Consider the following 18,441-nt stretch of genomic DNA (forward strand, 5'->3'; position numbering starts at 1 on the left):
GGGCGCGCGGGCCGCTACGCGGAGGGCGGCGCGGCGGAGGACGGGGCCGTGGGAGCGACCGGAGCCGGCCCCCCGGCGTAGACGCCCTGGTAGGCCGGCGGCAGCAGCGCGGCCACCCGGCGCATCATCGCGTCCACCAGCGCCTGGCGCGCGTCGGGCGCGCCCGCCACCTCCGGCTCCAGGTCCTCCATGCGGAAGGCGGGCCCGAAGGTCACGGTGACGTCCGCGTGGAAGAGCCGCTCGCCGCCCATGTCGGAGTCGTTGATGGGCATGAGCTTCTCCGTGCCCGTCAGCGCCACCGGGACGATGGGCACCCCCGCGCGCTTGGCGATGAGGCCCACGCCCTTCTTCGCCTGCAGCAGGCCGGCGGAGCGGCTGCGCCCCCCTTCGGGGAAGATGAGGACGGACTGGCCGCCCTTGAGCAGCTCCACGCAGCGGCGCAGCGCTTCGATGTCCGGCGAGTTGGGCGTGATGTCGATGGTGTCCATCGTCTCCGCCGCCAGCCGCGTCATCACGGTGCCGTGCAGCTTCACGCCCGCGAGGAAGACGACCCGCCTTGGGCGCAGCGCGCGGTAGAGCGTGAAGCCGTCCGCGTTGGACAGGTGGTTGCAGATGAAGAGGCAGGGGCCGGCCGGCAGGTCCTTCAGGCCGTACACCCTCGCGTGGGACAGCCGGCCCCACACGCCGTGCATCAGCCCGCGCACGACGTGGCGGCGGAGCCCGTAAGGCAGCAACGACATCAAGGCGAAGAGAACTCGAAGCACGGGCCGGCCCACGTCCCTTCCGGAAAGCCCCTGGACCCAGGGGATGTGATGACGGACGTCCTCCTGGAAGATGTAGTCCCGCCCGGTGGGGTGGGTCAGCGGTCCTCCGGGAGCGCCAGGCCGCCCGCCTGCCCTTCCGTCATCCAGCCAACGATGCGCCTGCCCTGCGGGCCTGGCGTGAGGAGCGGGAGGCGGCGTGCCGGTCCGCGCGGCCCCGCACCCCGCGTGTTATGGGGAGCCACATGAGCGCTGAAGCCACGCCCTCCCGAGCGAAGCGGCCCGTCGAGTACGAGGCCACCGTCACCGAAGTGCGGATGGAGACGCACGACACGGCGACGCTGCTGCTGGAGCTGGATTCAGGGGCGGGGCCGCTCGACTACAAGGCAGGCCAGTTCCTCAACATCGACCCGCACCAGTTCCGGGCCATTGCCCACCAGTGCGCGTACCTGCAGGAGCAGAAGGGGCGCAAGGAGCCGCCGCGCTCGTACTCGCTCGCCTCCGCGCCGCATGAGCGGCACGTGGCCATCACGGTGAAGGACGAGGAGTTCATCCCGGGCGTCACGCGCTACCCGCCGCTGCTGTCGCCCCTGCTGGTGCATGGCAGGCTGGTGGGGGCGAAGCTGAAGGTGACGGGCTTCATGGGGCCGTACGTGCTGCCGGACGACGTGACGGAGCGCACGGACCACGTGCTGCACGTGGTGGCGGGCTCCGGCGCGGTGCCGAACTTCGCCATCGTGAAGGACGCGCTGCACCGGGGGCTGAAGCTGCGGCACACGTTCCTCGCGTCCAACAAGACCTGGGGGGACATCCTCTACCGGGAGGAGCTGGCCGCGCTGGAGCGCGCCGCGCCGGACCGCGTGCGGGTGGTGCACACGCTCACGCGCGAGACGGATGAGACGAAGTACGGCCCCCGGGTGCGCAAGGGCCGCGTCGCGGAGGCGCTGCTGCACGAGCTGCTTCCGGACCGCGACACCTGCCTCGTGTACGTGTGCGGGCCCGCCATCACCCCGTGGGACCGGCGCAAGGCGCTGGAGACGCGCACGCCCGCCACGCCGCGCTTCATGGAGGCCGTGCTCGGCCACCTGCACGCGCTGGAGGTTCCGGACAAGCGCATCAAGCGCGAGGCCTACGGCTGACAGGCCTCAGGGCTCGGACGCGGCGGCGTCCACGGGCGGCAGCTGTTCGAGGAACGCCAGCACGCGGTCGGCCGTCTCGCGCGGCCGCTCCATCGGGAACAGGTGCGAGGCGAGCGGGAGCGTGTCCACCCGCGTGCGCTGCATCTCGCTCTCCGCCCGCGCCAGCGCGTCGGGCAGGAGCGTGTCGGAGCGCTCACCCCGCAGCACCAGCGTGGGTGCCGCGTTCGCGCGGATGAGCCTCCAAGGGTCCGCGGGGAAGGTCTCGAAGATGCGGGCCTCCCACTCGCGCGGGAAGCGCAGCCGGAAGTCGCCGGCCTCCGTGGGCACCAGCCCGTGCGTGATGTAGTCGCTGAAGCAGTCCGCGTCCCAGTCCTGGAACAGCTTGCGCTGGCGGTACGCGGTGGCCGCCTCCTCGCGCGTCGTCCAGCGGTCCCGCCGCCGCAGCGCGCCCCGCACGATGGCGGTGCGGTCCATGCGGCCCAGCAGCTTCATCAGGCGCAGCGCCCACAGCCGGGGGCCGGCGATGAGCACCGGATCCAACGCCACCACCGCGCGGAACAGCCCCGGGTTCGCGGCGGCCGCCATCAGCGTGCTCGTGCCGCCCACGCTGTGCCCCACGCCCAGCACGCCGGAGCGCCCGCGCGCCTTCAGCTCGCGCGCCAGGTCCTCGCCCAGCTCCTCCCAGGTCGTGAGCGCCTTCGGGTCCTGGTCCGGCATCAGCGGCCGCGTGCGCAGCGACACCACGTGGTAGCGCGTCGCCAGCCGCGTGAAGAGCTTCCGGTACGTCTCCGGAGGGAAACCGTTCGCGCAGGCGAAGTGCAGGAGCGGCCCGCTCCCGCCCCAGTCATCCAGCTCCAAGGCCATGCCCCTTCTCATCGACCCTCCCCACCGCGTCACGGTGGAGGAACTTCACGGCTCGCCCCGCGCTCCTCCGGTGCCATGACGGCCACCCGAGCCGGCCCCACTCCGGGACGAGACTCCGCACCCCTGCATTCAGACACCGCGCCCACCGCCCCGGGTTCCTCCGCCGCACGCGACCTGCGGCAGCGACGTCATCCTGACGGGGCCCCCTGACGTGCCCACGTCCACCGACACCCGCGGCGGCCCTCCCTCAAGGGATTCAGCCACCTGGAGTGTCGTCCCGTGCGCAGCCCACGGCCGCCCGTCATGTAACGCCTGCCCGGCCGCCTCGCACGGCCGGGCGGCGGCCTCCCCGGTACGGGGGACACGCGTCCCCCACCCGTGAAGTCGCCTGCCCCGCCCTACGGTCCAGGGGCGGTCCGCTTGCGTTCAGGATTCCGAGGGTGATGCGGGCGCCGCGTCCGGCGTGGCTTCCGCCTCCGCCGGGGGCTCCGCGTCCGGTGCCAGCTCCGACGCCGCGCCGCCCGTCGCGCCCGCGGGCGTGATGCCCAGCAGCCGCGTCAGCCGGGGCTGCACGCCCGTCTCCGCCAGCAGCGCCTGGAGCTGGAGCCGCGCGCGCCGGTTGTCCCGGTGCACCCGCCGCCCGAGGATGAGCTCGTTCTTCAGCGAGTGCTCCCACCCGGTCAGCTCCGTCACCGTCACCTGGTAGCCGAACGCCTCCAGCGTCAGCGCGCGGATGACGTTCGTCAGGTGCGAGCCGAACTCGCGCCGGTGCCACGGGTGCTGGAAGAGCAGCGGCATGGAGCCGGCCGCCTTCGCCTTCTTCTCCTTCAGCTGCGCGGCCACCTCCGCCTGGCAGCACGGCACCACCGCCACGTGGTCCGCGCCGTGCTTGATGGCCGCCACCAGCGCGTCGTCCGTGGCCGTGTCGCACGCGTGCAGCGCCATCAGCACGTGGATGCGCTCCGGGTACTGCGCCGCGTCGATGTGCGCCGTCTGGAAGCGCATCCGGTCGAAGTGCAGTCGCTCGGCGCGGCCCTTCGCGCGCTCCGTCAGGTCCGGCCGCCCTTCGATGGACAACAGCTCCCCGCCCGCGGCGTCCTTGAGGAACAGCTCGTAGACGACGAAGCCCAGGTACGCGTTGCCGCTGCCCGCGTCCACCACCACGGGGTTCGCGTGGCGCGTCTGCACGTCCTCCATCGCGGGGCGCAAGAGGCCCACCAGGTGGTTCACCTGCTTGAGCTTGCGCAGCGCGTCCGCGTTGAGGTGCCCCTCGCGCGTGAGCAGGTGCAGCTCACGCAGGAGGGCCTGGGACTGGTCCGGCAAGAGCTCCTTGCGGACCTGCGGCGCCTTGACGTTCCGCCTCAGACGGACACCACTTCGGTGACCTCCGGGATCATCTCCCGGAGCCGGCCTTCGATGCCCATCTTCAGCGTCGCCGTGGACGACGGGCAGCCCGCGCACGAACCCTTCATGTGCAGGTACACGATGCCGTCCTCGAAGCGGTCCAGCGTGATGTCACCGCCGTCCTGCGCCACGGCCGGGCGGATCTCCTCGTCCAGGATGAACTGGATGCGCTGCTCCACCGTGCCGTCCGCGCTCGTCGCCTGGCGCGCCGCCGCGACCGCCGCCTCGTCCACCACCGGCAGGCCTTCGGACAGGTGCGTGTCCAGCGTGGACATCACGGAGTCGTTGAGCTCGTCCCACTCGCCCGCCTCGCCCTTCGTCACGGTGACGAAGTTCGTGCCGAGCATCACCGCCGTCACGCCCTGGATGTCCATGAGCCGGAGCGCCAGGGGCGACTTGGCCTGCGCGTCGTCCCGGTTGGTGAAGTTCACCGCGCCACCGCCCAGCAGCTTGCGGTCCACCACGTACTTCAACGTGCTGGGGTTGGGGGTCCACTCGAGCTGGATGTTCACTGACATGTGTTCTCCCTACGAAAGTCCGCTTCCTCTAAAGGGCGCCGGGCCCCATAGCAACCTGTCCGGCTGTCAGGCAAACGCCCCGCGCCGTTCATTCACTCCGGATGGAGCAAAGGCCCGTCACCGATGTAAGACAGGGCCCCATGCCCTTCCCGCCACGTCTCGCCCACCTCGCCACCAAGGCCGTGGTGGTGGCCAAGCTGGGCCCCACCTACGCGGACGCCCACCGCGTGGACTCCGAGGAGGCCGCCCAGCGCCTCTCCACCGCCCTCTCCGGGCGCCTGCTGACCTCCCTTCTGGAGGCCACCTGGACGCAGATGCTCGGGAGCACGAAACGTCTCAAGGAAGAAGGCCTTTTGGAGAAGGTGGCCGCCACCCTGAGCGACCGGCCACAGCGGCCGGGCAAGGTCGCCACCGTGACGCCCGGCTGGAGCGCCTTCCTCATCCTGGTGGACCTGGAGGTGGGCACCGCCAGCGACGCCGCCCGCCGCGTCATGGAGTCCGACGAGGGCCGCAAGCGCGCCGCCGCGGGGCTCACGGAAGTGGCCGGGTTCCTCGCCCAGGAGCTCACGCGCGGGAAGTAGCGGACGCCCGGCCAGCCGTGGCGGCAGCCGCCACCCGCCGTTATAGGCTGGCGTTCGCCACGTCCATGTCCGCCCCGCTCCCCACCACGCTGCGCCTGCTCACGTCCATCACCGACGTTCCCCCGTCGGCGTGGGACGCGCTCGTGGACCCGGAGTCGGTGCCCTTCCTGGAGTGGGGCTTCCTCGCCGCCCTGGAGGAGAGCGGCAGCGTGGTGCCCGAGCGCGGCTGGCACCCGCGCCACCTCACCCTGTGGCGGGGCTCGCGCCTCGTCGCCGCGGCGCCCGCGTACCTCAAGGACGACAGCCACGGCGAGTTCGTCTTCGACGCCGCCTGGGCCACCCTCGCCGAGCGCGCGGGCCTGCGCTACTACCCCAAGCTCGTCCTGGGCGTGCCCTTCACCCCCGCCACCGGCCGCCGCGTGCTGGTGGCCCCCGGCGAGCACGCCCCCTCCCGCGAGTCGGAGTTGTACAACGCCGCGCTGGAGTACGCGCGCGCGGAGGGGCTCTCCAGCGTCCACGTCCTCTTCCCCACCCCGGAGGAGCTGCCGGTGCTGGAGGCGCAGGGCTACGCGCTGCGCCTGGGCGTGCAGTACCTCTGGCGCAACGCGGGCTACCGGACGTTCGAGGACTTCCTCGGCCGCTTCCGCTCCAAGCGGCGGCATCAGATTCAGCACGAGCGGCGCGCACTGGAGGCCCAGGGCATCACCGTGCGCACGCTTCGCGGCGACGCGCTGGAAGAGGTGGACGCGGCCTGGGCCCACCAGCTCTACAGCTCCACCGTGGACCGCTACCCGTGGGGCGTGCGCTCGCTGACCGGGGACTTCTTCGCCCGCCTGCTCGCCGGCTTCCGCCACCGGTGCGAGTTCGTGGAGGCCCGCCGGGAAGGCCACAGGGTGGCCGGCGCGTTCAACTTCACCGGGCCGAGCACGCTGTACGGCCGTTATTGGGGAGCGCTGGAGGAGCATCCGTTCCTGCACTTCAACGTGTGCCTCTACCACCCGGTGGAGGACTGCATCGCGCGGGGCCGCCAGCGCTTCGAGCCCGGAGCGGGCGGCGAGCACAAGCTCACCCGGGGATTCGAGCCGCACCTCACGTACAGTGCGCATCTGTTCCTCCACCCCGGCCTGGACCGGGCGGTGCGCGGCTTCCTGGCGCACGAGCGGGCAGCCGTCGAAAGCGGCCTGCCGCTGTGGTGGGCGGAGACGGGTTTCAAGGAGCGGGTCTGAGCGGTTTCAGACAGGCCCGCCAAAGGGAAAGCGCAGCGAAGGCAAGGGAGTCCGCAAGCCCATGGCTCAGAAGCACCAACACGATGACGGCCAGGTCGTCACGGAGACCGTCCCCAAGCAGAAGCTGAAGAGGCCGACGCTCTACAAGGTCCTCCTGCACAACGACAACTACACCACGCGTGAGTTCGTCGTGGCCGTGCTCAAGGAGATCTTCCACAAGTCGGAGACGGATGCCGTGCAGATCATGATGCACGTTCATTACAACGGCATCGGTGTGGCGGGCGTTTATACCTACGACGTCGCCGAGACGAAGCTCAAGACAGTGGAGGCCGCGGCGAGGGACAACGGGTTCCCCCTGCGGCTGTCCATGGAACCCGAGGAAGGCTGAACCGTGGCAGGACCATCGATTGCCAAAGAATTGCAGGCCAGCTTCCGCACCGCGCTCGACGAGGCGCGGAAGATGCGTCACGAGTACCTGACCCTGGAGCACCTGCTCCTGGCCCTCACCCGTGAGTCGCGCACCCGCGAGGTGCTCAAGGGCTGCGGCGCGAACGTCAAGCGCCTGCAGGAGAACCTGACCTCCTTCCTGGAGGAGACGGTCGAGCGCCTGCCCGACGACGTGGACGCCGAGCCGCAGCAGACCATCGGCGTGGAGCGCGTGCTCCACCGCGCCGCCATGCACGCCTTGTCCGCGGAGCAGAAGTACATCGACGGCGGAGACGTGCTGGTCGCCATGTTCCGCGAAGAGGAGAGCCACGCGCTCTACCTCCTGCAGCAGGAGGGCGTCACCCGCCTGGACCTGCTCAACTTCATCTCCCACGGCGTCAGCAAGGACGGCGAGTCGGAGGGCGAGTCGCGCCCCACGCCCGCCGGGGACGACGAGGACGGCGAGTCCCAGAAGAAGAGCCCGCTGGAAGCGTACGCCGTGCAGCTCAACGTGGAGGCGAAGGCGGGCCGCATCGACCCGCTCATCGGCCGCGACAAGGAGCTGGAGCGCACCATCCAGGTGCTCTGCCGCCGCCGCAAGAACAACCCGCTCTACGTGGGTGAGGCCGGCGTGGGCAAGACGGCCATCGCGGAAGGGCTCGCGCTCCACATCACCGAGGGCCGCGTGCCGGAGGCGCTGAAGAACGCGGTCGTCTACTCGCTGGACATGGGCGCGCTCTTGGCGGGCACCAAGTTCCGCGGCCAGTTCGAGGAGCGCCTCAAGGGCGTGCTCAAGGCGCTGCAGGAGCTGCCGGACGCCATCCTCTTCATCGATGAAATCCACACCATCGTCGGTGCCGGGGCCACGAGCGGCGGGTCCATGGACGCGTCCAACCTGCTCAAGCCTGCGCTGGCGTCGGGCCGGCTGCGCTGCATCGGCTCCACGACGTTCCAGGAGTTCAAGGCGTCCTTCGAGCGCGACCGCGCGCTGTCCCGCCGCTTCCAGAAGATTGAGGTGGACGAGCCCAGCGTGGAGGACACCGTCAAGGTGCTGGAGGGCCTGCGCAGCCGCTACGAGGAGCACCACCACGTGAAGTACGGCGAGGGTGCGCTCCAGGCGGCGGCGGAGCTGGCGGCCAAGCACATCAACGACCGGTTCCTGCCGGACAAGGCCATCGACGTCATCGACGAGGCCGGCGCCGCCGAGCGGCTCAAGCCCGAGGGCGTGCGCACGGGCATCGTCTCCGCGCAGGACGTGGAGCAGGTCGTCTCCAAGATGGCCAAGATTCCGGCCAAGAGCGTGTCCGCGAGCGAGGGCGTCCAGATCCAGAACCTGGACAAGGAGCTCAAGGGCGTCATCTACGGGCAGGACAAGGCCATTGAAGAGATGGTGGGCGCCATCAAGCTGTCGCGCTCCGGCCTGCGCGCGCCGGAGAAGCCCATTGGCAGCTTCCTCTTCTCCGGCCCCACGGGCGTGGGCAAGACGGAGCTGGCGAAGCAGCTGGCGCAGAGCCTGGGCGTGGAGTTCCTGCGCTTCGACATGAGCGAGTACTCGGAGAAGCACACGGTGAGCCGGCTCATCGGCGCGCCTCCGGGCTACGTGGGCTTCGACCAGGGCGGCCTGCTCACGGACGCCGTGCGCAAGCACCCGTACGCGGTGCTGGTGCTGGATGAGATTGAGAAGGCCCACCCGGACCTCTTCAACATCCTGCTCCAGGTGATGGACCACGCGACGCTCACGGACAACAACGGCCGCAAGGCGGACTTCCGCAACATCATCCTCATCCTGACCACCAACGCGGGTGCGCAGGAGATGAGCACCAAGGCCATGGGCTTCGGGGACCCCAGCGTGGTGGTGGACGGCTCGCGGGCGAAGAAGGCCATCGAGCGCACCTTCACGCCGGAGTTCCGCAACCGGCTGGACGGCTGGATTCTGTTCTCCGGCCTGCCCCCCGAGGTCATCCTCAAGGTCGTGGACAAGGAAGTGCGCCTGCTCCAGAAGGTGCTCGACGAGAAGAAGGTCAAGCTGGAGCTCACGCCCGCCGCCCGCGCGTGGCTGGCCGAGCACGGCTACGACCCGGCCTTCGGCGCGCGCCCCATGGCGCGGCTCGTGGACAACACCCTCAAGAAGCCGCTCGCGGAGGCGCTGCTGTTCGGCTCCCTCAAGAACGGGGGCGTGGCCCGCTTCGACGTCGTGGACGACGCCGTGAAGCTCCAGGCGGAAGCCACCGAGGCCGTGCCGGCGTGAAGCCCCGGCTCTTGAGCCCCTGAAACACCTCGAGGCCCCGGGCCCCCTTCATGGGGACTCGGGGCCTTCGTGTCTCCTACTCCGGCTTGGACGCGACCTTGTACGCGCCCACGGCGCTGGAGAGCTGCTCGGAGATGATCTGCAGCGTGGTGGCCGCCTCACCGGTGGACCCGATGCGGGCCACGGTGTCGTCCATCATCTTGGACAAATCGTTCACCGCCAGGGTGATCTGATTGATGCCCACGTTCTGCTGGTTCACCGCGGCGGCGATCTGCCGCACGGCGGCGGCGTTGTCCTGGACGATGGAGGACAGCTCGCGCAGGTTCTGCCCGCTGTTGCGCACCTGCGCCAGGCCCGCCTCCATCCGCTCCGCGCCGCGCTCGGTGATGCGCACCGCGGCGGTGACGGAGTTGGCGATGTCGTCCAGCAGCTCCCGCACCCGCGTGGTCGCCTGGATGGACTGGTCCGCCAGCGCGCGGATTTCACGCGCCACCACGCTGAAGCCCTTGCCGTGCTCGCCGGAGCGCACCGCCTCGATGGCCGCGTTGAGCGCGAGCATGTTGGACTGGTCCGCCAGGTCCTTCACCGTCTGGGTGATGCCGCCAATCTGGCGCGTGCGCTCACCCAGCTCCAGAATCTTGTCGGCGATCTCCCCCACCTGCGCGCGGATGTCGTTGAGGCCCGCCATCGTCTGCTCGATGGAGGCCTCGCCCGCCCGGGCCAGGGTGTCCGCGCGCTCGGCGACGCTGAGCACGCTCTCCGCCTTCTGCGCGGCCAGCGTGGAGGTCTGCTTGATCTCCTGCGCCGTCACCTGCGTCTCCTGGAGCGCGGCGGCCTGTCGGGAGATGGTCTGCGCCTGCTCGGTGGAGGACGCGTTGAGGTGGTCCGTGGACTGGGTGAGCGCGGTGGCGGCGTGCTGGAGGTTGAGCGTCACCTCACGCAGCTTGCCCACCATCTGGGAGAAGGAGTTGGACAGCCGCCCCACCTCGTCGTTGCCCCGCGTCTGGATGGGGCGGGTGAGGTCGCCGGACGCCACGATGTGGCCCGCCACGGACGTGAGCTCCGCCAGGGGCCGCACGATGCTCCGGCCGAACAGCGCCGCCAGCACCACGCCGCCCGCCACCAGCAGGAGCGCGAACCCCAGCATCTCCCAGCGCAGCGCATCCACCCTCGCGTCGATGAACTCGCGCGCCATGCCCACGTGCACGGTGCCCAGCCGGCCCTTCTCCGCCACGGCCGCCGCGACGTCCAGCGCGCGCAGCGTCCTGCCGCCGCGCACCAGCCGGACCTCCGGCACCACGCGGGTGCGGCCCTGGCCCACGGCGGGCTGCGCGTCGATGGCGGCCTTCAGGCTCTCCGGGAAGGCGCCCTGGAAGGAATGCACCAGCACGAAGCCGGTGGGGTCCTGGATGAAGATGTAGGCCAGGTCCTCGCGCTCGCGGAACGTCTCCAGCAGCGGCTGGAGCGAGCCCATGCCCGCGGACACGCCCTGCTCCGCCGCGATGGCCAGGCTCAGCGCCACGGCCTCGCCCTCGCTGGCGTGGCGCTCCTCCAGGTTGGCCGCCAGCTGGCGCGTGGCGATGAGGGTGAGGATGAGGGCCACGGTGGCGCTGATGACCGCCGTGACGAGCACGAACTTCGGGGCAAGCCCGAGCCCACGCAGGAAGGAGACAGGGAGCGCGGTAGAGGGCTTCAAGGGAACACTCCCGGGGTGGCGTCCTCGGGCGGCCGACCGTCAGCCACCCGACGCCAGGGACAACGCAGGCGACTGCGATTTGTTGGTGGGAAACCGCTCACCGGGGCCCCCCCTCCGGGCCGCGAGCAGGACGGAACGACGGACGCTGACAGCTCTGCAGGATGAGGTCCGCCACCAGGGCCAGGGGCGTGCCCCCGTCGGTGGCCTTCAGCTCCACGGCGGCGCGCGGCATGCCGTAGACGACGCTGGACGCCTCGTCCTGGGCCAGGGTGACGCCGCCCGCCTGACGGATGGCCAGCAGGCCCCGCGCGCCGTCCTCGCCCATGCCGGTGAGGACGCCGCCGCCGCTGCGCCGGCCGTACGCCATGGCCAGCGAGTTGAGCAGCACGTCCCCGTTGGGGCACGGCCCGCCGTGGCTGCGCTGCAGGCGGGCCAGCCCGATGCTGTCCACCAGCAGGTCATGCCCATCCAGCGGGAAGTACACGCGGCCCGGCTCCAGCCGCTCGCCGTCGCGCGCCACGCCCACCTGCAACTCGCACACCTGGGACAGCCAGCGCACCATCCCCTGCGTGAAGCCCACGGTGATGTGCTGCGCCACGAGCATGGGCACCGGCAGGTCGCGGGGCAGCTTGGACAGCACCTCCGCCAGCGCGGGCGGGCCGCCCGTGGAGGCGACCAGGCCGAACACGTCCACCCGCGCCCCGCTGGGCACGGGCGGCGGCGCCACGGTGCGCGGACGGCGGGAGATGACGGGCACCTCCGCCATCAGGCACACGGAGTGGGCCAGCTCCCGGCCCCAGCGGCGCAGCTCCTCCGCGTTGGTGACGTTGGGCTTGCCGATGAGCTCCAGCGCCCCGGCGCTCATCGCCTGGAAGCCCAGGTCCACGCCGCGCTGCTCCGCCACCGCGCTCACCACCAGGATGCGCGCGGGCGCCTGGGACATGATGTGCCCGATGGCCGCCGGGCCATCCAGGCCGGGCAGGAGCAGGTCCATGGTGATGACGTCCGGGCGCAGCAGGCGCGCCAGCTGCACGGCGCGGTTGCCATCCCCCGCACGGCCCACGACTTCAATCCGCGGCTCCTCCGTGAGGAGCGCGGTGAGGGTGTTGGCCATGGTGGGCGAGTCGTCCACCACGAGCACGCGAATGGACTTCTTCGAGCTCACGCGCGGCTCCCCCGGCGGCTCATCACGTCCAGCACCTCCGCGAGCAGCCGGCCCGCGGCGCACTCGCGCTTGCTGAGGAAGCCGTCCGCTCCGGACGCCAGGCCCCGCTCGCGCGCCACGACGGTGTCGTGCGCGGAGACCAGGATGACCGGCAGCGTGCGCGTGTCCTTGCGCTCGCGCAGCCGTGCGATGAGTTCAATGCCGTCCATCTCTTCCATGTCCAGGTCGCAGATGACGACGTCGTAGGTGTCCGCCTGCAGCCGCTCCAGCGCCCGCGCCCCGCTGGCCGCCAGGTGCACCTGGAAGCCGCCCGCCTCCAGCATCGCCCGGTGCAGCGCGCGCGCGGTGAGCGAGTCATCCACCACCAGCGCCCGCCGGCTCACCGCCGACACCGTGACCTTCTCCGAATCCGACACCACCCAGTCCGGCCGGAGGATGAGCAGCAGCTCGCCCCGGCTGAGCGTCGCCGCGCCCTGCCAGGCCGCCACGTCGCGCACCTCCGACGGCAGCGGGCGGATGACCAGGTCCCGGTCCCCCACCACCGCGTCCACGCCCAGCGCCACGCGCTTGCCGCCGCTCTGCACGATGAGCAGCGGCTGGCCCTCCGCGGGAGGAGACGACGCACGCAGCCCCAGCCGCGCGCCCAGGTCCACCACCGGCAACAGCTGCCCCTGGTGCTCCATGTGCGCCCGGCGCTTGCCCAGGCGCAGCAGGTCCGCGCGCGCCAGCTGCGTGGACTCCACCGCCAGCATGGGCAGGCCCACGAACTGCTCCAGCGCGCGCACCATCAGCACCGGAGAGCTGCCCAGGTCCACCGGCAGGGTCAGCACGAAGCGCGTGCCCTGCCCGCGCGTGCTCGCGACCTCGATGCGGCCCTGCAGCGACTCCACCGTGGCGCGCACCGCGTCCAGGCCCACGCCGCGCCCGGAGGTGTCCGTCACGTCCGAGCGCGTGCTGAAGCCCGCGCTGAAGATGAGGTCGCGCACCTGGTTGTCGTTGAGCCGCGCCGCCTCTTCGGCGGTGACGAGCCCGCGCTTCTCCGCGGCCTTGCGCACCTGCTGCAGGTCGATGCCGCGCCCGTCGTCGCTCGCCTCCAGGTACAGGAGGTTGCCCTGCTGCTCCACGCGCAGCGTGAGCGCGCCCTCGTGGTGCTTGCCGGCCTTCTCGCGCTCCGCGGGCATCTCCAGGCCGTGGTCCACGGCGTTGCGCAGGATGTGCACGAGCGCGCCCTGGAGCTTCTCCAGCAGGCGCCGGTCCAGCGACACCTCCGCGCCCACCACCGACAGCCGCGCCTCCTTGCCCAGCTGGCGCGACAGGTCGCGCACCATGCGCTGCAGGGGGTCCAGGATGGTGCGCGTGGGGCGCGTGGTGATGGCCTTGAGGCCCTCCTCCAGCGCGTCCACGACGTCGCTCGTCTCCTCGCCGTCGGTGCGCAGCGAGCGGCCCGTGCCGGACAGCAGCGTGCGCGCCTCCGCGGTCTCCGCCAGCAGGCCCTGCTTCGCGAGCAGCGTGGACACCCGCTCCAGCTCGCGGCTTCGCTCCTCCACCCGCAGGCGCACCTCGCGCAGGCGCTCCACCTCGCGCATCAGCGACGTCACCTGGTTGGCGCTCACCCGCCACCCGGCGTCCGCCGACTCGCCCGAGGGCTCCAGCCCGGCGGCCGCTTCGCCCAGGGGGCTGGCCGGAGCGCTGGCGGCCGCGGACGGCGCGCTGGCCACCGCGGCGGGCTCGGCGGGCTCGGCGGACGTCGCCTGCGCGAAGCCTCCGCCCGGCAGCACGGCGGACTCCTCCGGCGGCGGCGCGGCGGCGACCAACTGGGCCAGCGCGGCGGCGGGGTCCGGCAGGTAGTCACCCCGGCCGTCCGCGTGCGCCTGGGCGCGCAGCATGAAGAGGTCCAGCCCGTGCAGCAGCACGTCCACCACCGGGCGCGGCATCTTCTGCGTGTGCGCCTTGAGCGGCGCCAGCGCGTCCTCCAGCCTGTGGGCGATGTCGCCCAGGTCCTGGAGGCCCAGCGACGCGGCGCTGCCCTTCAGCGTGTGCAGGTGCCGGCCCAGCCGGATGTAGATCTTCGCGAGCGCGTCGTTCTCCAGCCCCTCGCGCTCCAGCTCCAGCAGGTCCATGGTGACCTTCTGGATGACCTCCTGGGCCTCCACCGCGAAGCCCGCGACCAGCGGCTGCAGCATCGGATCAACGGGCATGGCGCACTCCCACGTCGGAGCGGAGGAACAGGCGCCGCGGGTCGATGAGGTGGATGAGCTGCCGGTCCTGGGTGAAGACCTCCACCACCGGCCCCTCCGCCCGGGCGCGCGCGGCCTCCACGGACGCGAGCGGCAGCGTGGTGGGGCGCGGGATGGCCTCGCAGTCGAGCGCGCACAGCTCGCCGTCCCCCCGGTCCACCACCAGCAGCACGGCCGGGTCCTGCCGCCACCCGTGGCCGCCCAGCAGCGACGCCAGGCTCAGCGCGGACAGCACCTGCCCCTGGAAGCGCAGCACGCCAATCACGGCGGGCGCGGACAGCGGCACCGGCGTCACCATGCGCAGGGGCAGCGCCGCGCGCAGCGACTCCAGCGGCAGCGCGTAGCGCTCCTCGCCCAGCGGGAACTCGGCGATCCAGTGGACCGCCTCCTCCACGGTCGACTCGCCCTGCTCGCGCAGGCGCGCGGCACGGCGCGCGAGCAACTCCCGCGTCTCATCCTCCAGGGCCTCGTCCACCACGCGCGGCGTCCCCTTCATTCCAGCGCCCCCAGATTCAGGTAGGCGTCAGCGGACGCCAGATAGAAGCGCGCGGGCAGCGCCTCCGGTCCATCCACCAGCGCGTCCGGCGGCAGCTGCCCCGCCCGCGTGCGCAGGGCGCGCATCAGCGGGAAGGCCGCGTCCCGGGCGCCCGCGCGCTCACGCAACAGCGCCAGCTCCAGCAGGCCCGGCAGGTAGTCCGGCGCCTGCTTCACGAGCAGCTCCAGCACCGCCGTGGCCCCGGCCACGTTGCCCTCTTCAATCCGCTCCAGCGCCTGCAGGTGCATCCTCGCGGGCGAGGGCGGAGGGGACGGCGGCGGCGTGGGCGAAGCCGGCATGGGCGCGGACAGCCGCCGGGGCGTGGGCGTCACGCGCTGCGGGGTCACCGGCTGCGCCACGGGCAGCTGCGCGAAGGTGCGCTCCTCCGGGCGGGGCTTGCGGAAGGCCTGCAGCTCCGGCGGCCCCTCGCGCGTGAGCCCCGGCGGCGTGCGGTCCACCTCCACCGTGCCCAGGAACAGGAGGCCCCCCGGCGCCAGCGCCCGCGCCAGGTGGACGACGGCCGCGTCGCGCGCGGACGGAGAGAAGTACGTGAGCACGTTGCGGCAGAGGATGAAGTCGAAGTGCCCGAAGCGCTCCGGCAGCGGCGCCAGCAGGTTCGCCGGAGCGAAGCGCGTCACCTTGCGCACCTCCGGGAGGATGGAGACCTGCCGCCCGTTGAGCAGCTCGTAGACGGGGTGCAGCGCGGGGGCGGACTCGCGCCGGGACCACGCGCCGTAGGTGCCGCGCCGCGCGGCCTCCAGGCTGGCCTCGTGCAGGTCCGTGCCCACCACCTCCACGGGCATCCCCGGGGGCGCGCACGCCAGCAGGCACGCGGCCAGCGAATAGGCCTCCTCGCCGGTGGCGCACCCGGCGCTCCAGCCGCGCAGGTGCATGGCGCCGTGGCGCAGCGCGGACGGGATGCCCTCCTGCGAGATGTAGCGGAAGTGCTCCGGCTGGCGGAAGAAGTACGTCTCCCCCACCAGCACCGCGCGCACCAGCGTGTAGGCCAGGGGCGAGCCCAGCTGCTGCAGCTCGCTCAGGACCTCCGTGGGCACGCGTCCCCGGGCCAGCTCCGCGCGCAGCACGCGCTCCACCGCCTCCTGGGCGATGGCGTCGTCGCGGAAGCCGGTGGTGTCCGCCACCACCTCCCGGGCACGGGCCAGAAGCCTCGGGTCGAGCCCCGCACTCATGCGCTCCGCTCTTCCTCCACCGGCGCGAGCAGCGCGGGCAGGTCGCGCAAAAGTCCCCGCGCGATGAAGACCTTCGGATCCAGGATGGGCAGCGCGCGGCCTCCGGTGCGCAGCATGCCCACGAGCCCTTCCTGGAGCAGGCCGTGCTCGGCGCCGCCCACCTTCTCGCGCCGGTCGATGTCGCCCGCCTGGAACTCCTCCGGGTCCTTCACCGTGTCCACGGTGAGCGCCAGCGACACGCCCTCCGCCTCGATGACCACCAGCATCCGCTCCGCGATGGGCACCCGGTGCTCCACGCCCAGCCGCAGCGCCACGTCCAGCACGCACACCGCCTGGCCGCGCAGCTCCACGTACTCGCGCAGGTATGAAGGGCCGGTGGGCAAGGGCCGCGTCAGGGGCTGGAGCAGGACCTCCTTCACGGAGTCCAGCGGCACGGCGAACTCGCGCTCGCCCACGTTGAGCCGCAGCAGCAGCATGGCCCCGGAGCGCGAGCGCCTGCGCGCGTTCTCCAGCGCCTCGCCCACGCGGGCCAGCAGCTCGTCCGCGCGGAAGGGCTTGGGCAGGAACGCCTCCGCGCCAAAGCCCAGGCACGCCTCCGCGCGCTGCTTCTCCGAGGAGATGATGATGACCGGGATGTCCGCCGTGCCCGCGTCCGCCTTCATCCGCTGGAGGACTTCATCCCCGTCCATCTCCGGCATGGACAGGTCCAGCAGCACCGCCGCCGGATGCAGCCGCCCCACCTTGTCCAGCGCCTCACGGCCGTTGCTGGCCGTGTGGATGGTGTAGTGCCCGGAGAGGATGGCCCGCTCCAGCGCCAGGATGGCGTCGCTGTCATCCACCAGCAGCAGCGTCGGCAGGCTCACGGTGCTCAGCCCCCGGTCAGGAACTGACGCACCGTCTTGGTCAGCTCGTCGTGGGACACCGGTTTCTGGATGAAGGCGTTGGCTCCCGCCTCCGAACCGCGCTGGCGCAGGTCATTGCCCTTCTCCGCCGTCAGCAGGATGACCGGCACCTTCTTCACCTGCGCCTGCGCGCTCGCGCGGACCTCCTTCACGAAGGTGATGCCGTCCATCACCGGCATGTTGATGTCCGCGATCACCACGCTCACCGGCACCAGCCGCAAGAGCTGCAGCGCGCGCTGCGCGTCCTCCGCCTCGACGATGCTGACCTTGAGGTTCATCAGGTAGATCTTGAGGATGTTGCGGACGGTGGGGCTGTCGTCCACCAGCAAGACGTTGGTGCTCACTGTGCCAAGGCTCCTCGCACAGGCTCCGCGACGTGCGGAGATGTCCTGCGCTGCATGAGTGATCCTACCGTGAGCGCTCCGACGGGCGGAAGCGGGGGGCTTCCGTCCGCCGGTAAGCCTGGCAGGTGAATGTCTGGACTTTCCGACAAGGTTGGATGGCCTCAGCCGTCCTTGGGCGTGGGGTTCGCGGGGACCCCTTCTGCCGGTGTCTCCACCGTCTCCACTGGGGGTGCGCCCACCGCGTGGTAGCCGCCGTCCACGTGAATCATCTCGCCCGTGGTGGACGACAGCCAATCAGACAGGAGGGCACAGGCCGTCTTGGCCACGTGGTCGTGGCTGTCCTTGTCGCTCCAGCCCAGCGGCGCCTGCTTGCCCCAGTACTGCGCCAGCGCCTTGAAGCCCGGGATGCCCTTGGCCGCGACGGTGGCCAGGGGGCCCGCCGCGAGCGCGTTCACGCGGATGCCCTTGGGGCCCAGGTCGCGCGCCAGGTAGCGCACGGTGGCCTCCATGGCCGCCTTGCACACACCCATCCAGTCATAGATGGGCCACGCCTGCCGGTTGTCGAAGTCCAGCGCCACGATGGAGCCGCCATTCGTCATCAGCGGCGCGCACGCCACCGCCAGCTCCTTCACGGAGAAGGTGGAGATGCGGAACGCCGTCTGCGCGCTCTCCCAGGGGGTGTTGAGGAAGTTGCCGCCCAGGGCGTCCTCGGGCGCGAACGCGATGGCGTGCAGCACGCCGTCCACGCGGCCCCATTTCTGACGCAGCGCCTCCGTCAGCGCCGGAAAGTGCGCCGGGTTCGTCACGTCCAGCTCCAGCACCTCCGTGCCGGGCTTGAGCCGCTTCGCGCTGCGCTCGGTCAGGGACTTCGCCCGGCCAAAGCCGGTGAGGATGACCTCGGCGCCCTGCGCGATCGCGTGCTCCGCGACGCCAAAGGCCAACGACTGCGGGGTGAGCACGCCGGTGATGAGCAGCTTCTTGCCCTGGAGGAGCATGTCGGTACGTTCTCGGTGAGGGAGGAAAGGGGGCGTGTGCTTACCACTCCTGAACGTTGGAGGGAGGCCCCGTCCCCCCGTTATCCCATCCGCCTCGGATGTACGTCTGTTCAGCATGCCAGGGGGGCTGGCGCCTCCTTTGAGCCCCTCCCAGACGCGGGAATCCGGCCTTCGGTGAAGCTCTGCTCACTTGGAGCATGACTCCAGCTG

General features: G+C 71.6%; 17 protein-coding genes. 5 read left to right on the forward strand and 12 right to left on the reverse strand.

Annotation, left to right across the window (positions count from 1 at the left end; all coding sequences use genetic code 11):
* Nucleotides 1–14: 14 nt before the first annotated feature.
* Nucleotides 15–764: a lysophospholipid acyltransferase family protein gene (locus NR792_RS19440; RefSeq protein ID WP_375761505.1), complete on the reverse strand. Its 750-nt coding sequence runs from the start codon at nt 762–764 to the stop codon at nt 15–17.
* A 242-nt stretch (nt 765–1,006) separates the two neighbouring features.
* Between NR792_RS19440 and NR792_RS19445 the strand changes: the two genes are divergently transcribed.
* Entirely contained in the window at nt 1,007–1,900 is an 894-nt protein-coding gene (locus NR792_RS19445; protein WP_375761506.1) for an oxidoreductase, read from the forward strand.
* Between the two features lie 6 nt (nt 1,901–1,906).
* On the opposite strand, the gene NR792_RS19450 is transcribed toward NR792_RS19445, so the two are convergent.
* From NR792_RS19450 to NR792_RS19460, 3 genes are all read right to left on the reverse strand, one after another.
* Nucleotides 1,907–2,764: an alpha/beta fold hydrolase gene (locus NR792_RS19450; RefSeq protein WP_375761507.1), complete on the reverse strand. Its 858-nt coding sequence runs from the start codon at nt 2,762–2,764 to the stop codon at nt 1,907–1,909.
* Between the two features lie 426 nt (nt 2,765–3,190).
* Entirely contained in the window at nt 3,191–3,961 is a 771-nt protein-coding gene (locus NR792_RS19455) for an SAM-dependent methyltransferase (RefSeq protein WP_375761649.1), read from the reverse strand.
* A 164-nt stretch (nt 3,962–4,125) separates the two neighbouring features.
* Nucleotides 4,126–4,686, reverse strand: coding sequence for a NifU family protein (locus tag NR792_RS19460; protein ID WP_375761508.1), 561 nt, complete (start codon nt 4,684–4,686; stop codon nt 4,126–4,128).
* A gap of 140 nt (nt 4,687–4,826) precedes the next feature.
* On the opposite strand from NR792_RS19460, the gene NR792_RS19465 reads away from it, so the two are divergent.
* The 4 genes from NR792_RS19465 to clpA all read left to right on the forward strand — a co-directional run bounded on the left by NR792_RS19465 (nt 4,827) and on the right by clpA (nt 9,167).
* Entirely contained in the window at nt 4,827–5,267 is a 441-nt protein-coding gene (locus NR792_RS19465; protein WP_375761509.1) for a hypothetical protein, read from the forward strand.
* Between the two features lie 65 nt (nt 5,268–5,332).
* On the forward strand, nt 5,333–6,493 hold the full coding sequence (locus tag NR792_RS19470) for a GNAT family N-acetyltransferase (protein WP_375761510.1): 1,161 nt from the start codon (nt 5,333–5,335) through the stop codon (nt 6,491–6,493).
* A gap of 61 nt (nt 6,494–6,554) precedes the next feature.
* Nucleotides 6,555–6,881, forward strand: coding sequence for an ATP-dependent Clp protease adaptor ClpS (locus tag NR792_RS19475; RefSeq protein WP_171413745.1), 327 nt, complete (start codon nt 6,555–6,557; stop codon nt 6,879–6,881).
* A 3-nt stretch (nt 6,882–6,884) separates the two neighbouring features.
* Nucleotides 6,885–9,167: an ATP-dependent Clp protease ATP-binding subunit ClpA gene (clpA, locus tag NR792_RS19480; RefSeq protein WP_375761511.1), complete on the forward strand. Its 2,283-nt coding sequence runs from the start codon at nt 6,885–6,887 to the stop codon at nt 9,165–9,167.
* Nucleotides 9,168–9,243: 76 nt separating this feature from the next.
* On the opposite strand, the gene NR792_RS19485 is transcribed toward clpA, so the two are convergent.
* From NR792_RS19485 to fabI, 8 genes are all read right to left on the reverse strand, one after another.
* The gene (locus tag NR792_RS19485) at nt 9,244–10,863 is read right to left on the reverse strand and encodes a methyl-accepting chemotaxis protein (protein WP_375761512.1); all 1,620 of its coding nucleotides are present in this window, start codon (nt 10,861–10,863) and stop codon (nt 9,244–9,246) included.
* A 97-nt stretch (nt 10,864–10,960) separates the two neighbouring features.
* Entirely contained in the window at nt 10,961–12,028 is a 1,068-nt protein-coding gene (locus NR792_RS19490; protein WP_375761513.1) for a chemotaxis protein CheB, read from the reverse strand.
* Nucleotides 12,025–14,226, reverse strand: coding sequence for a response regulator (locus tag NR792_RS19495; RefSeq protein WP_375761514.1), 2,202 nt, complete (start codon nt 14,224–14,226; stop codon nt 12,025–12,027). Before NR792_RS19495 ends, NR792_RS19490 begins: the two co-directional genes overlap by 4 nt.
* Nucleotides 14,216–14,761: a chemotaxis protein CheW gene (locus NR792_RS19500; protein ID WP_375761515.1), complete on the reverse strand. Its 546-nt coding sequence runs from the start codon at nt 14,759–14,761 to the stop codon at nt 14,216–14,218. Before NR792_RS19500 ends, NR792_RS19495 begins: the two co-directional genes overlap by 11 nt.
* Complete coding sequence (locus NR792_RS19505; RefSeq protein ID WP_375761516.1) at nt 14,758–15,990, reverse strand: CheR family methyltransferase; 1,233 nt, start codon at nt 15,988–15,990, stop codon at nt 14,758–14,760. The genes NR792_RS19500 and NR792_RS19505 overlap by 4 nt, the downstream gene beginning before the upstream one ends.
* Nucleotides 15,987–16,853 carry a response regulator gene (locus NR792_RS19510; protein WP_375761517.1) on the reverse strand — a complete coding sequence of 289 codons (867 nt, stop codon included), beginning with the start codon at nt 16,851–16,853 and terminating at the stop codon, nt 15,987–15,989. The genes NR792_RS19505 and NR792_RS19510 overlap by 4 nt, the downstream gene beginning before the upstream one ends.
* Before the next feature lie 5 nt (nt 16,854–16,858).
* Nucleotides 16,859–17,236 carry a response regulator gene (locus NR792_RS19515; RefSeq protein WP_207058135.1) on the reverse strand — a complete coding sequence of 126 codons (378 nt, stop codon included), beginning with the start codon at nt 17,234–17,236 and terminating at the stop codon, nt 16,859–16,861.
* Nucleotides 17,237–17,397: 161 nt separating this feature from the next.
* Nucleotides 17,398–18,231: an enoyl-ACP reductase FabI gene (gene fabI, locus NR792_RS19520; RefSeq protein ID WP_375761518.1), complete on the reverse strand. Its 834-nt coding sequence runs from the start codon at nt 18,229–18,231 to the stop codon at nt 17,398–17,400.
* Nucleotides 18,232–18,441 lie beyond the last annotated feature (210 nt).

Origin of the sequence: Corallococcus exercitus, assembly GCF_042231735.1 — a bacterium.
GTDB classification, from domain to species: domain Bacteria; phylum Myxococcota; class Myxococcia; order Myxococcales; family Myxococcaceae; genus Corallococcus; species Corallococcus exercitus_B.

What these genes read in the sequence shown, in the direction of transcription:
- NR792_RS19450 (WP_375761507.1), bottom strand. Translation starts at nt 2,764, where the DNA reads ATGGCCTTGGAGCTGGATGACTGGGGCGGGAGCGGGCCGCTCCTGCAC.
- NR792_RS19455 (WP_375761649.1), bottom strand. Translation starts at nt 3,961, where the DNA reads ATGGAGGACGTGCAGACGCGCCACGCGAACCCCGTGGTGGTGGACGCG.
- fabI (WP_375761518.1), bottom strand. Translation starts at nt 18,231, where the DNA reads ATGCTCCTCCAGGGCAAGAAGCTGCTCATCACCGGCGTGCTCACCCCG.
- NR792_RS19460 (WP_375761508.1), bottom strand. Translation starts at nt 4,686, where the DNA reads ATGTCAGTGAACATCCAGCTCGAGTGGACCCCCAACCCCAGCACGTTG.
- NR792_RS19495 (WP_375761514.1), bottom strand. Translation starts at nt 14,226, where the DNA reads ATGCCCGTTGATCCGATGCTGCAGCCGCTGGTCGCGGGCTTCGCGGTG.
- NR792_RS19470 (WP_375761510.1), top strand. Translation starts at nt 5,333, where the DNA reads ATGTCCGCCCCGCTCCCCACCACGCTGCGCCTGCTCACGTCCATCACC.
- NR792_RS19475 (WP_171413745.1), top strand. Translation starts at nt 6,555, where the DNA reads ATGGCTCAGAAGCACCAACACGATGACGGCCAGGTCGTCACGGAGACC.
- NR792_RS19465 (WP_375761509.1), top strand. Translation starts at nt 4,827, where the DNA reads ATGCCCTTCCCGCCACGTCTCGCCCACCTCGCCACCAAGGCCGTGGTG.
- NR792_RS19505 (WP_375761516.1), bottom strand. Translation starts at nt 15,990, where the DNA reads ATGAGTGCGGGGCTCGACCCGAGGCTTCTGGCCCGTGCCCGGGAGGTG.
- NR792_RS19445 (WP_375761506.1), top strand. Translation starts at nt 1,007, where the DNA reads ATGAGCGCTGAAGCCACGCCCTCCCGAGCGAAGCGGCCCGTCGAGTAC.
- NR792_RS19500 (WP_375761515.1), bottom strand. Translation starts at nt 14,761, where the DNA reads ATGAAGGGGACGCCGCGCGTGGTGGACGAGGCCCTGGAGGATGAGACG.